Origin of the sequence: Campylobacter sp. RKI_CA19_01128, assembly GCF_025771175.1 — a bacterium.
Taxonomy (GTDB): domain Bacteria; phylum Campylobacterota; class Campylobacteria; order Campylobacterales; family Campylobacteraceae; genus Campylobacter_D.
This window is the reverse complement of the sequence record NZ_JAKMPU010000006.1, coordinates 17,235-30,343: the sequence shown is the minus strand read 5'-3', so window position 1 is coordinate 30,343 and position 13,109 is coordinate 17,235. Positions and strand designations below refer to the sequence as shown.

Below are 13,109 nucleotides of genomic sequence, written 5' to 3'. Positions count from 1 at the left end.
AAAAGGTTGGTGAGTGGATGCTTTTATAACTTTATTTTTAACTGCAGTAGCAGTTGCTGTCGTACTTAATGTTATACTTAAAAAATTTGGAATTCCAACCATTATAGGCTATATAGCTACAGGTTTATTTGTGCGTGAATTTTATGGTTTTAGCACGAATGAAATCATTATCCATGTGGCTGAGTTTGGTATAGTTTTTTTAATGTTTACCATAGGGCTTGAATTTTCATTTAAACACCTTTTAGCAATGAAAAAAGAAGTGTTTTTAAATGGAAGTTTGCAAATGCTAACTTGTGGCTTGGTTTGTACTTTGCTTGTAACTTATATTTTAGGTATAGCAAACCATATAGCAATGATAGCAGGTTTTGCTCTAGCTTTATCTTCTACAGCTATAGTTTTAAAAATACTTAATGATAGTGGCGATATCAATGAAGAATATGGCCGAAAAGCTTTGGGAATTTTGCTCTTTCAAGATATTGCTGTGATACCACTGCTGTTAATGATTGATATATTTAGCTCTCAAAATGCTGATATTTCAAAGCTTTTATTTACAACCTTAGTCAGTGCTGTGATTTTACTTGTTTTGCTTTATTTTATAGGCAAATACCTTTTTACTTATGTTTTAAAATTTATCATTAAGACTAATGCAAATGAAATTTTCATCGCTACCATACTTTTTACCGTAATAGGAGCAAGCTTTTTAGCGCATTCTTTTGGTTTTTCATATTCACTTGGGGCATTCATAGCTGGAGCTTTGATAGCTGAAACTAAGTATAAACACAAAATAGAAGCAGACTTGGTTCCTTTTAGGGATTTACTTTTAGGGTTTTTCTTTATCAGTGTTGGCTTGCAAATTGATTTTCATATAGTTTTTGAAAATTGGTTTTTGATTTTTGTTTTTGTAAGCTTGGTGTTATTGATAAAATTTGTAGTAATTTATGGTCTTTTAATCCTTTATACGAGAAAAAGAGTAGCTTTAAAAACTGCTTTGAGTATTTCTCAAATTGGAGAATTTGCTCTAGCGGTGTTTTCATTAATGCAAGTAAATTCGCTTATAGATGAAAAAACAGCACAAATTTTTATTATAGTTTCTATCATCACTATGGTTGCAACACCTTTTATTTTAAATAATCTTAGAAAAATAGCCAACGCAGCCGAAGGTGAGCAAAATGATATGGCTAAATTTTATCTATGTGATCAAAAAATGAAAGATCATTTTATCATTTTTGGTTATACAAGATTAGGTCAAGAAGTGGTGCAAAAGATCAAAAAAACAGGTATTCCATATCTAGTTTTAGAAAGTGATTTAAATTTAGTTGAACTTGGGCGTAGCAGAAATGAGAATGTTTTTTTTGCTAGTGTAGCGCAAGTAGAAACACTAAAGGTAGCTAATATAGAAGAATGTTCAGTTGCTATTATAACTATAAGCAATGAAGCTAAACTTGATATGCTCTATCAAGTGCTTTCTAATTTCAATAAACCCATACAAACGGTTTTAAAAACAAGTGGTACAGGTGCTAAGATCATTTTCCCACACACTGATAAACATTTACACATTGTAGATGCTGAAGCTTCAATAGCTAGAAATTTAGTACAAGAAGCATTACAATGTAGAATCAATACAAGTGCAGCAGAATGAAAAATGATGAAAAAGCTTTAAGAGTTAAATATGTAAGAGCTTTGGAAAAATTTACCAACTCTGCTGTGAATGCTTTAAAAAGGGAAGATTTTGATTTAACACTTTTTAGAGAAAGAATGCAAAAAAATGCTAAAATCTTTGAAAAAGTTCAAGCGGTGTTTTTGGATTCTACTTATACTAAAGCTTTAGAGCTTTTTGTAAATGAGTGTTTAGATGAAAGTTTAGACCAAAAAACCCTAGCTTCAAAAGCCAATGCCTTATATAAGCTAAAAAATAATCAAAGTTATAAAAAAGACAAACATAAAATTAAATTTAAGGATGAATATTGATAAATGTAATTTTTGATATGGATGGCACGCTTATAGATAGTGCTAATGCCATAGTATGTGCGGTAAATGAAATAAGATCGGATTTAAATTTAGAACCTTTAAAAAGAGAGTTTATTTTAGATACTATCAATACTCCTGGGCAAAATTATGCTAAGATTTTTTATGGGGTTGATACTTACTCACATACTAGTTTTAAAGAAGGTTATGAAAAATATTTTATTAAGCATTATGATCAAAGTGTGGTGCTTTTTGATGGTGTGCTTGAGGTTTTGGAATTTTGTAAAAAAAACGATTGTTATCTGGCTATAGCTACTAATGCACCTCAAGAAAGCTTGGTGCCTATTTTAAAAAAACAAAACATTCTTTCATATTTTGATAAAATACTAGGTGTTAGTTATGGTATAGAAGCTAAGCCTGATCCTATGATGCTAAGATTAATCGCAGATGAAGCAAAATATGAAAAAAGTATTTTTATAGGCGATAGTTTAAAAGACAGACTTTGTGCTAAAAATGCTAAGATGGATTATATACATATTTCTTGGCAAAAAGAAACTAAAGACTTAGATGAAGTTAACGATAAAACTACTTTAATAGAAAAAATTCAAACTCACATGAAAGGTTAAAAAATGGATATTTTTGATGAAATGTTTGCAAAAAGCCCTAAAGAAAAATTTATCGAAACAATAAAATATGCAAATTTAGGTGCATTAGAAAATGTTTTAGAAAAATTATTAGCCGATCATATCGCTATGATAGAGCTTTTAGAAAAAAATAATTTAAATGAAAGCGATGTAGCGCAATTTCAAATGGAAAATTCACTCTTAATAGATGAGAGAAAAAATGATTTTTACATAGGCTTAAGTGCTGAAATTTTAGGACATGAGGGTTGATTTTGCGTTTACTTTTATCTTTATTTTTGATGTTTAATTTTTTAAAAGCTGAAGTATTTTTTGATTATACTTATAAATTTACCCTGAGTAAAGATGAAAAAGCAAGTGTAAAAATAAAAGAAATTGACTATCCTGATGAGATTTATTATTTTGACTTCTCATGGACTTTATTTGATCAAACTAATATCATTGTTCATTCAAAGTATAAAAAATACCCTAGACAATTTGTGATGTCTTTAAGAAGAAATTTAAACTGGGTTGATCAAACCTTAGTGCCTGATTATAAAAATCCTCATATAGATAGAGCAAGATTGATACTTGAATTTAGTGATTTTAAAAAAGGTGAGGCTATTTTTACTGTGTATATAGAAGATAGAGATAAGAAATTAGAAGTAGAATTTTTAGACCCTAGAAAAGCCACTCTTAATCAAAACTAAAGTAAAATTTAATAAAATATAATTATAAGAAAACTAAGGAAAGCATAGTGCAAAAGATCGATCAGTATATGCATGAATTTTTATCTGAATTAAATTATGAGCCTATTTTAACCATGAGTTCAAAACTTCAAGGTGGTAAAAAATTACGCTCAAAACTACTTTTAAAAATAGCTGGGGAAAGTGATATTAGCTATAAAATCTGTGCTATTATAGAGTTAATTCATGCTGCAAGCTTATTGCACGATGATGTGATTGATGAAGCAAAATTAAGAAGAGGTGTAAAGTCTATCAATGCACAATTTGGAGCTAAAAATGCCATCATGCTTGGAGATATTTTATACTCAAAAGCCTTCTATGAACTTTCTTTGATTGATTTAAAATTAGCAAAAATTATCTCTAATGCCGTTGTAATGCTTTCTGTTGGTGAATTAATGGATGTAAATTTAAGCAAAACTTTCAATACTAATAAAAACGCTTATTTACAAATGATATATAATAAAACAGCCATTTTAATCGAAGCTAGTGCAAGGTGTGGGGCAATACTTGCTAATTTAAATGAAGATGATTTTGCAGAATATGGTAAAAATTTAGGTTTAGCTTTTCAAATTGTAGATGATATTTTAGATATCAAAGGTGATGAGCAAACTTTAGGTAAACCTGCTATGAATGATTTTAAAGAAGGTAAAACCACTCTTGCTTATATATATTTACACGAAAAATTAAATCCACAAGATCAAGAAATACTTAAGTCTTACTACAAGAAAGATTTAAGTGTGAATGAGCTTGCTTGGATTAAAAAGCAAATGCAAGAGCATGAAATTTTTAATCAAGTTGGCCAAGAACTAAACACTTATGCAAATAATGCACTAAAAGCTATAAAAAAATACAATATAAAAGATTTAGAAGATATTATTAAAAGCATGATAGAAAGGGAATTTTAATGCATTATTACTGCATCAGTTTTACACATAAAAATACAGATATTGCTACTAGAGAAAAACTTTCCTTTTCTAATGAAGATAAAAAAAGAGAATTACTAAAGCTAATCCATACTAATAATAAAATTTTAGAAAGCTTAGTGCTTAGTACTTGCAATAGGGTTGAAATTTTTCTTTTTGTTGGGGATGTTGAAAGCATTAATGAGCATATTTTAAAAACACTTAGTTTGCTTTGTGGAGTTGATAGAGAAAATTTAAGCATCAAGGCTGATTTTTATGAAGATAGCGGAGCCATCCATCATTTATTTTCTGTGGCAAGTTCGCTTGATAGCTTGGTTATTGGTGAAACACAAATTGCTGGACAATTAAAAGATGCTTATAAATTTGCTCTGCAAGAGCAAAGATGTGGTGTGCATATAACTAGAGCAGTGCATTATGCTTTTAAATGTGCGGCAAATGTTAGAAATCAAACTGAAATTTCTAAAAATCCTATTTCGGTTGCTTCAGTGGCGGTGGCAAAAGCTAAAGAACTTGTAAATTTAGAAAATAAAACTGCTGTTGTAGTAGGTGCAGGAGAAATGAGCGAACTAGCCTGTAAGCATTTACTAAATGCCAAGGCTAAAGTATTGATATTAAATAGAGATATACAAAATGCCCAAAAGCTTTGCGAGGATTTAGGTGAAAATGCAAGCTATGAAAGTATTGCAAATTTAAAAGAAGCACTAAATCAATATGAGATATTTTTTAGCGCCACAAATGCTCCACATGCTATCATAACTAATGATTTATTAGAAGAAAAAGATTATAAAAGATATTTTTTTGATATAGCAGTGCCTAGGGATATTGATGTGAAAGCAAATGAAAAAAATATAGTCTATGCTGTTGATGATTTAGAAGAAGTTGTAAGAAAAAATTTAACTCTAAGAGAACACCAAGCCCAAATTGCTTATTCCATAGTAGGCACTATGACAAATGAGTTTTTTCAACATCTAAGCAAACTAGCAACCTTGCCTTTAGTTAAGCAATTACGCTTACAAGCTGATGAAATCGCTAAAGAACAATTACAAAAGGCTATAGATAAAGGATATTTAAAACACTCAAACCATGAAGAAGCAAGAAAGCTTATAAGACAAGTAATGAATGCATTTTTACATCATCCAAGTGTAAATTTAAAAAAACTAAGCGGAACTATGCAAAATGATTCAGTAATTAATGCTATGCGTTATGTGTTTGATTTAAAAAATGAAAATATGGAAGGTTTAAACCTTTATAAATGTGAATTTAATTTGGAGAATAATCATGAAATTTAGTAAATTTTATGCCATAAGTACAAAAGAAAATCCAAAAGACGCTACTTTACCAAGTCATATATTTTTAGTTAAAGGTGCCTTTGTAGAACAAATTGGAAGTGGTTTGTATAATTTTTTACCTTTAGGAAAAAGAGTTTTAGATAAGATTAAAAATATCATCAAAGAAGAAATGGATAAAGCAGGGGCTTTAGAAGTAAATTTAAGTTTTAATACTCCAGCAGAACTTTGGAAAGAAAGTGGGAGATTTAATGTTTTTGGCAAAGAGCTTTTACGCTTTAAAGATAGAAAAGAAAATGATTTTGTCTTAGGGCCAACTCATGAAGAAGCTATGGTGGCTTTAGTAAGAAATAAAATAAATTCTTACAAACAACTTCCTTTACATTTGTATCAAATAGGACTTAAATTTAGAGATGAAGCTAGACCTAGATTTGGACTTTTAAGATGTAGAGAATTTTTAATGAAAGATGGCTATAGTTTTCATAGCAGTGAAGCTGATTTAGACAAAGAATTTAATCTTATGCATGAAACTTATAGTAAAATTCTTACAAGATTAGGACTTGAATTTAGAGCTGTTGAAGCTGATAGCGGGGCTATTGGTGGCAGTGGCTCAAAAGAATTTATGGTTTTGGCTAAAAATGGCGAAGATGATATATTATTATGTGAGCATTGTGATTATGCTGCAAATATCGAAGCAGCAAAAAGAGCTAAAAAAAGTTGTGAAGATGAAAGGCCAGAAGCTGATTTTGCTACACAATTTCACACTCCAAATGTAAAAACTATAGAAGAATTAGCGGAATTTTTTAAAATTAACCCTTACTATACTATTAAAGCTATTGCTAAAAAAGCTATTTATGAAAATGAAGAAAAAATTATAGTATTTTTTATACGCGGTGATGATGAATTACAAGAAGTTAAAGCACTAAATGCAGCAAATGCACTAGAGTTGGCCGATGTAAGTGAAGAAGAATTAGAAAAAGCGGGTTTAGTGCCAGGGTTTATCGGCTTTGTAGGATTAAATGGCGTTGATTTTTATATTGATCATGAGCTTGAAAATGAAACAAATATGATTATTGGTGCAAATAAAAAAGATTATCATTTAGTCGGGATCAATGTTGTAAATTTAAATAAAGAACGCTTTAAAGATCTTGCAGCAGTTAAAGAACATGATCTTTGTCCAAAATGTCAGCACAAGCTTAAGCAAAGCAAAGGTATTGAAGTAGGGCATATTTTTAAACTTGGAAATAAATACTCAAAAGCAATGAATGCAAGCTATTTAGATGAAAATGGTAAAGCTCAATTTTTCACCATGGGTTGTTATGGTATGGGAGTGAGCCGTTTAGTAGCTGTTGCTATAGAAGCAAGCCATGATGAAAAAGGTTGTATTTGGAATAAAACTCTAGCTCCTTTTGTTTTAGATATTATCGTTTCTAATATAAAAGATACAAAAGCTATGGAATTTGCTGAACAAATTTACACTCATTTTAGTGATAAAGAGATTTTATTTGATGATAGAAATGAGCGTTTTGGTGTAAAGATTAATGATTTTGAATTAATGGGCTTTCCTTATGCTTTAGTTATAGGTAAGGGCTTAGAAAATGATGAAGTAGAGTTGATCCATAGAAATACCTTAGAAAAACAAGTTTTGAAAACCCAAGAAGTAATTTCACACTTAAAGAAAATTCTATGATGGTAAAAACAAATTTAAGTGCATTTTTGATTTTAGAATTAATCGCTAGTATTTTATTTATAACCTTTTTTGGTTTTTTAAATTTTTTTATGATAGTTTTTGCAAGTATGTTTTTAGGTGCAATGTTTTTAGCAAAGACTTGGACAAATCTCATCACTATGCAAAATACCAACACGAATTTATTTGGTATGATTAAATTATTTTCTTTAACTATAGTAGGAATTTTGCTTTTAATACCAGGAATTTTAAGTACATTTTTAGGAATTTTACTCTTATTTTTCATGATGATATTAAAATTATTTACAAAACAAAAAAGAAAATATCATCAAACGAACAACGAAGAAGAAATCATAGATGTAGAAATCATACAGGAGCATAAAAAATGCAATTAATCATCGCAACAAGAAAAAGCCAACTTGCATTATGGCAAAGTGAGTATGTAAAAAATAAATTATCTCAAACACATCCTGAATTAGAAATTTCTTTAGAGGGTTTTAAAACTAAAGGCGATGTTTTACTTGATTCACCTTTGGCTAAAATAGGCGGAAAAGGACTTTTTACAAAAGAACTTGAAGAAAGTATGCTTAGGGGTGATTCGCATTTAGCTGTGCATAGCTTAAAAGATGTGCCGAGCTTCTTTCCTGATGGCTTAGTTTTAGCTGCTATTTCAAAAAGAGAAGTGGTAAATGATGCTTTTTTAAGTGAGTATTATGAAAGCTTAAATGCTCTTCCAAAAGGTGCAAAAGTAGGCACTACAAGTCTTAGAAGAAGAATGCAACTTTTAGCGTTAAGGCCTGATTTAAACATCATTTCTCTAAGAGGTAATATCAACTCGCGCTTAGAAAAACTTAAAGCTAAAGAATTTGACGCTATTATTTTAGCTTTAGCTGGTATTAAACGCTTAGGTTTAGATAAAGAAATAAAATACATTAGAGCTTTTGAGCTTGATGAGATGATACCCGCAGCTTCCCAAGGAGCTTTAGGTATAGAAAGCATTGATGATAAACAAATTTTAAAATACCTTGAATGTTTAAATGATGAAAATGCCTTTATAGAAACCCATATAGAAAGAGATTTTATAAAAACTCTAGAAGGTGGTTGCCAAGTACCTATAGGTATTAATGCAAAAATCATTGATGAAAAAATAGAAATTCACGCCATAGTAGGCTTACCTGATGCAAGTAAAATTCTCAAAGAAAAAAGAGTGATTGATAAGCAAGATTATGCAAAAGCAGGCGAGCTTTTAGCTAAAGAAATGATAGCAAAAGGTGCAAAAGAAATTTTAAAAGAAGCAGAGAGTATGATATAAATGCAAAAATTCATAGAGCTTTTAGAAAAAAATAATTTATTAAAAACCATTCATGAGCCCATTGATGTTGATCTTGAAATGGCACATTTAGCTTATATAGAAGTTAAAAAAGAAGACTCAAAAGCCTTACTTTTTACTAATGCAGTAAAAAATGGTAAAAAATACGATTATCCTGTTCTTTTAAATACTTTTTGTAATGAAAAAGCTTTAAAATTAGCATTTGGGAAAGACTATGAAGATATAGCTAAAGAAATTAGCTCTTTACTTAAAATGCATATACCACAAAGCTTTGGTGCAAAATTAAATTTTTTCAAAACCTTACTTGATTTAAAAAATATCCCACCAAAACGCATTAAAAAAGATGGAGAATTCAACTATAAAAGCTTAAATTCATTATATGATATGCCTATTTTAAAAACTTGGGAAAAAGATGCTGCGCCTTTTATCACCATGGGGCAAGTTTATACTCAAAGTATAGATGGAAAGCAAAATAATCTTGGAATGTATCGTTTGCAAGTAGTTGATGAAAAAACCTTGCTTATGCATTGGCAAATTCACAAAGATGCGAGCCATTTTTTCCATGAGTATAAAAAAGCAAATCAAAAAATGCCAGTAAGCATAGCCATAGGTGGAGATCCTTTATATATTTGGTGTGCTCAAGCGCCTTTGCCAAAAGGAATTTTTGAACTTTTACTTTATGGTTTTATCAAGAAAAAACCTGCCATTTTGGCAAAATGTAAAAGCAATCATCTTTATGTGCCTTATGATAGTGATTTTGTGATTGAGGGCTTTGTAGATCCAAATGAATTCGCACCTGAGGGACCTTTTGGAGACCATACAGGTTTTTATACTCCGGTTGAGCTTTGTCCTATTTTAAAAGTAGAAAAAATCTTTGCTAAAAAAAATGCGATTTATCAAGCTACTGTTGTAGGAAAACCACCTTTAGAAGATAAATACATGGGACTTGGAACAGAAAGAGTTTTTTTACCTTTACTTCAAACAAATGCTCCTGATTTGATAGATTATAACATGCCTGAAAATGGAGTTTTTCATAATCTAATCTTGGCCAAAATAGAAGCAAAATATCCAGCTCATGCAAAACAAGTCATGCATACTTTTTGGGGAGTAGGGCAAATGAGTTTTGTAAAACATGCTATTTTTGTTGATGAAAATGCGCCTTGTTTGAAAGATTATGACAAACTCATACCTTATATACTCAATCGCTTTGATGAAGAAAAATTACTTATTAGCGAAGGAATTTGCGATCAACTCGACCATGCTTCAAGCACTTATTGTTATGGTGGTAAAGCAGGGCTTGATGCATGTGGTGATGAGAAAAAAGTTGAACTTGAAATTCTAAGCGATGAAGCTTTACTTTCACTTTTTAAAGAAAAAGATCAAAGTATTTTAAAATTAAAGCAATTTTATACTCAAACCTTTGCTCCAGTTTGCGTGATTTTGATAGATAAAAAAGAAAAAATAACTCAAGTTTTTGAAAAATTACAAACTTATAAAAAACATTTTAGAATTTTAGTTTTCTTAGATTCAGATGCTATTTTAGAAAATCCTTATATGCTAATTTGGCGTGTGGTAAATAATATAGATGCAAAAAGAGATATATTTATCAAAAAAGATTGCGTTGCGATTGATACAACAAATAAAGGATCATTAGAAGATTATCATAAAGAATGGCCTTTAATGACAAATTGCTCTAAAGAAGTCATAGATAGACTTATTACAAGAAATTTACTTCCAAATGATGAAAAATTATTCAAAAAGTTTGAAATTTTTTAATTTTAAGCTTTTTGAGAACACTTTTTGCTTATTAATAATATAGAGATTTTTAATCTAAATATTAAGTTTTTTAAAATTATGTCGATAGAGTATTTTAAAGTCTTTTAAAAAGGAGTTTAAAATGGACATTGGAAATATTCAAAGGGATGCAAACACAGCACAATTTAATACAAAAAGCACTGGAAAAGTATCTCAAGAAAATCAACAGCAAACTAATTTAAATAATCAAGATGAGAATTTAAATGAAAAATTGAAAAATGCAACAGAAAAACTTAATAATCAAATGGAAACACTAGAAACAAACGTACGTTTTGCATATAATGATAAAATCAATGAAATGTATGTTAGTGTAACCGAAAAAGATACTGGTAGGTTAATACGCAAAATTCCTAGTGAGGAAGTTATGAAGCTAATAGAACATTTTCAAGGTGTTATTGGCACTATTTTTGATAAGGAGAGTTAATTATGGCGGTAGGTAGTTTAGGAAGTTTAGGAATAGGTTCAGGAGTTTTAACAAGCGATACATTAAACAAGCTAAAAGAAGCAGAAATGAATGCGCATTTAGGTCTTTATAACTCACAGCTTGAAACTAATACTTCAAGACAAAAAGACCTAGCAGAACTTGAAGCTAAGCTACTTGCGTTTCAAACAGCCGTAAATAGCTTAGGTGATGCTTCACAATTTAACAAGAAAAAAGTATCACCTAGCGTAAGTGGAGATAGTGCAGCTGCTGGTTTAACAGTAGGATCTTTATCTAACCTTACAAACATGAAAGTTATTGTTGATCAACTTGCGCAAAAAGACGTATATCAAAGTAATGGATTTAAAGATAAAACTGCTACTGTAATGGGTAGTTTAGGTATAGAAGGTGTAAATGGCAAAACTTCTTTTACTATTACCCAAGATGGAAAAGATTATAAAATCGATATTGATGAAAGTACTACTGTATCTCAGCTTGCAGAAAAAATAAATGCCGCAACAGGTGGAAAAGTAGAAGCTAAAATAGTCAATACAGGAGATAAAGATAATCCATACCGCTTAGTAGTACAAAGCACTGAAACAGGAACTAAAAATAATATTTCTTTTTCAGGCGATGAAAAACTTTTGGAGGCTATGGGTTGGGGGCTTGATAAAAATAGCATTAGCGCTGGTGGTTTGTATGGTTTTAGACCGATAGGTGCTGGAGATACTGATAAAGATAAAATAACTGGAACTATAGGTTCTTTAGAAGATAAAAAGCAAGAAAAACTATTAAATCAAGGTGAAAAAACTTCTTTAACTTTTGTTATTAAAAATGGTGAAAGATATGATAGATTTACTATTGATATAAATGATCAGACAACCTATGAGAGTTTAGCAGAAGATTTAAAAAAACAAACTAATGGAAAAGTTGAACTCGATCTTAAAACAGGTGGGTTTAGAGCTACCAATGGTGGACAATTAAGCGTATTTGATGGTGGTTATGCAACTGATGCTGAAGGCAATATAGATCAAGCTAATTATGCTAGAGATAGCAAAGCTACTTCATTATTGAAAGATAAATTTGGTATTGAATTAGATACAAGTACACCGCAAGGTTATAATGTAAAAGCAGATAATGAAAACCATATCCAAAAAGGCATGGACGCTATCTTTAGTGTAGATGGTGTTAAAATGACAAGACCAACTAATACTATCACTGATATAGCTCCAGATGTTACCTTAGAGTTAAAACAAAAAGGAGAGATAACTTTTAACGTTTCTCAAGACACTGAAGCACTTGCGCAATCTTTAGAAAGTTTAGCTACTGCTTATAATGATTTAATGATAAATCTTAACGCAGCAACAAAATATGATCCCGATGCAGGTACAAAAGGAAATTTCGTAGGTGTTAGCGAAATTTATAATATAAAATCTGAAATAAACAATATTTTACTTCAAACTATAACAGTAGATGGAACTGTTACGGTTGGTGATAGTGAAAGTTCAGAAGGGATTGAAGTTTCCTCTAAAGTAAGTTTATCTTTGGCTGATTATGGCTTAACGCTAAACGATGGTGTTTTATCTTTTGATTCAGGAAAATTTAACTCTAAATTTAACGAAGATCCTGAATTAGCTGAAAAATTTTTCGTAGGAAGTAATGGTTTTGAAGATATTGATTTAGCTGGTGATAGAGTAAGTAATCTTGGCAGTGAAAATATAGAATTTAAAGAAGGTAGTTTTACTATCACTTATAATGATACAACCATAGATTTAAGCAAAACTCCAAATGGAGATCCTTTTGTATTAACAGGTGCAGATGATATTGAAAAAGCTAAAAATTTGGTTGATCATATAAATAGTTTTGGCTTAGAAGGTTTAGAGGCTAGCTTTGAAATCATTAACCAAGGTAATCAAAATCAACAAATTCAATTTAAAATCAAAGGAACTTCAGGCAGTAACTTAGAAATTCAAGGTGATAATGAATTTTTGAAAAAATTTGGTTTAAGTTCTAGAACCTTATATTCAGTTTATAAAGAAGAAACTGGAACTTTTGGTATGCTAAAAAATACCATGGGTGAAATAATGAGTTCTGAAGGTTCATTTGGAGGTTATAAAGAATCTTTAACAAAAGAATCAAAAAATCTAAATGAAACCATAGAAAGCACCAAAGCTTCCATAGAAAGTAGATATGATACAATGTGGTCAAGATGGGCAGCATATGATGGTATCATTGCAAAACTAAATAACCAAGCAAGTGTTATTGCAAATATGATTAATGCAGCAAATAATCAAAATTCTTAAAATAAAGAAAGGG

General features: G+C 30.2%; 13 protein-coding genes. All 13 read left to right on the top strand.

Annotation, left to right across the window (positions count from 1 at the left end; translation table 11 throughout):
• Positions 1-13: 13 nt before the first annotated feature.
• The 13 genes from L8U98_RS05265 to fliD all read left to right on the top strand — a co-directional run bounded on the left by L8U98_RS05265 (position 14) and on the right by fliD (position 13,096).
• The gene (locus L8U98_RS05265; RefSeq protein WP_263663303.1) at positions 14-1,639 is read left to right on the top strand and encodes a cation:proton antiporter; all 1,626 of its coding nucleotides are present in this window, start codon (positions 14-16) and stop codon (positions 1,637-1,639) included.
• The gene (locus L8U98_RS05260; RefSeq protein ID WP_263663304.1) at positions 1,636-1,968 is read left to right on the top strand and encodes a hypothetical protein; all 333 of its coding nucleotides are present in this window, start codon (positions 1,636-1,638) and stop codon (positions 1,966-1,968) included. Before L8U98_RS05265 ends, L8U98_RS05260 begins: the two co-directional genes overlap by 4 nt.
• The gene (locus tag L8U98_RS05255) at positions 1,965-2,591 is read left to right on the top strand and encodes an HAD family hydrolase (RefSeq protein WP_263663305.1); all 627 of its coding nucleotides are present in this window, start codon (positions 1,965-1,967) and stop codon (positions 2,589-2,591) included. The genes L8U98_RS05260 and L8U98_RS05255 overlap by 4 nt, the downstream gene beginning before the upstream one ends.
• Before the next feature lie 3 nt (positions 2,592-2,594).
• Positions 2,595-2,858: a DUF2018 family protein gene (locus tag L8U98_RS05250; RefSeq protein ID WP_039618310.1), complete on the top strand. Its 264-nt coding sequence runs from the start codon at positions 2,595-2,597 to the stop codon at positions 2,856-2,858.
• A 29-nt stretch (positions 2,859-2,887) separates the two neighbouring features.
• Positions 2,888-3,295 carry an exporting protein gene (locus L8U98_RS05245; protein WP_263679458.1) on the top strand — a complete coding sequence of 136 codons (408 nt, stop codon included), beginning with the start codon at positions 2,888-2,890 and terminating at the stop codon, positions 3,293-3,295.
• A 47-nt stretch (positions 3,296-3,342) separates the two neighbouring features.
• Positions 3,343-4,236: a polyprenyl synthetase family protein gene (locus L8U98_RS05240; protein ID WP_263725120.1), complete on the top strand. Its 894-nt coding sequence runs from the start codon at positions 3,343-3,345 to the stop codon at positions 4,234-4,236.
• Positions 4,236-5,543, top strand: a complete 1,308-nt coding sequence (gene hemA / locus L8U98_RS05235) for a glutamyl-tRNA reductase (protein ID WP_263706170.1) — start codon at positions 4,236-4,238, stop codon at positions 5,541-5,543. Before L8U98_RS05240 ends, hemA begins: the two co-directional genes overlap by 1 nt.
• The gene (locus L8U98_RS05230; protein WP_263725134.1) at positions 5,530-7,230 is read left to right on the top strand and encodes a proline--tRNA ligase; all 1,701 of its coding nucleotides are present in this window, start codon (positions 5,530-5,532) and stop codon (positions 7,228-7,230) included. Before hemA ends, L8U98_RS05230 begins: the two co-directional genes overlap by 14 nt.
• Complete coding sequence (locus L8U98_RS05225) at positions 7,227-7,622, top strand: FxsA family protein (RefSeq protein WP_263663308.1); 396 nt, start codon at positions 7,227-7,229, stop codon at positions 7,620-7,622. The genes L8U98_RS05230 and L8U98_RS05225 overlap by 4 nt, the downstream gene beginning before the upstream one ends.
• Positions 7,613-8,539: a hydroxymethylbilane synthase gene (hemC, locus tag L8U98_RS05220; protein WP_263725121.1), complete on the top strand. Its 927-nt coding sequence runs from the start codon at positions 7,613-7,615 to the stop codon at positions 8,537-8,539. The genes L8U98_RS05225 and hemC overlap by 10 nt, the downstream gene beginning before the upstream one ends.
• Positions 8,540-10,333: a menaquinone biosynthesis decarboxylase gene (locus L8U98_RS05215; protein WP_263725122.1), complete on the top strand. Its 1,794-nt coding sequence runs from the start codon at positions 8,540-8,542 to the stop codon at positions 10,331-10,333. It abuts the gene before it with no gap.
• Between the two features lie 121 nt (positions 10,334-10,454).
• Entirely contained in the window at positions 10,455-10,796 is a 342-nt protein-coding gene (locus L8U98_RS05210; protein WP_263679419.1) for a FlaG family protein, read from the top strand.
• Between the two features lie 2 nt (positions 10,797-10,798).
• Positions 10,799-13,096, top strand: coding sequence for a flagellar filament capping protein FliD (gene fliD, locus L8U98_RS05205; protein ID WP_263725123.1), 2,298 nt, complete (start codon positions 10,799-10,801; stop codon positions 13,094-13,096).
• Positions 13,097-13,109: the final 13 nt, after the last annotated feature.

What these genes read in the sequence shown, in the direction of transcription:
- L8U98_RS05260 (WP_263663304.1), top strand. Translation starts at nt 1,636, where the DNA reads ATGAAAAATGATGAAAAAGCTTTAAGAGTTAAATATGTAAGAGCTTTG.
- L8U98_RS05250 (WP_039618310.1), top strand. Translation starts at nt 2,595, where the DNA reads ATGGATATTTTTGATGAAATGTTTGCAAAAAGCCCTAAAGAAAAATTT.
- L8U98_RS05245 (WP_263679458.1), top strand. Translation starts at nt 2,888, where the DNA reads ATGTTTAATTTTTTAAAAGCTGAAGTATTTTTTGATTATACTTATAAA.
- hemA (WP_263706170.1), top strand. Translation starts at nt 4,236, where the DNA reads ATGCATTATTACTGCATCAGTTTTACACATAAAAATACAGATATTGCT.
- L8U98_RS05225 (WP_263663308.1), top strand. Translation starts at nt 7,227, where the DNA reads ATGATGGTAAAAACAAATTTAAGTGCATTTTTGATTTTAGAATTAATC.
- hemC (WP_263725121.1), top strand. Translation starts at nt 7,613, where the DNA reads ATGCAATTAATCATCGCAACAAGAAAAAGCCAACTTGCATTATGGCAA.
- L8U98_RS05215 (WP_263725122.1), top strand. Translation starts at nt 8,540, where the DNA reads ATGCAAAAATTCATAGAGCTTTTAGAAAAAAATAATTTATTAAAAACC.
- L8U98_RS05210 (WP_263679419.1), top strand. Translation starts at nt 10,455, where the DNA reads ATGGACATTGGAAATATTCAAAGGGATGCAAACACAGCACAATTTAAT.
- fliD (WP_263725123.1), top strand. Translation starts at nt 10,799, where the DNA reads ATGGCGGTAGGTAGTTTAGGAAGTTTAGGAATAGGTTCAGGAGTTTTA.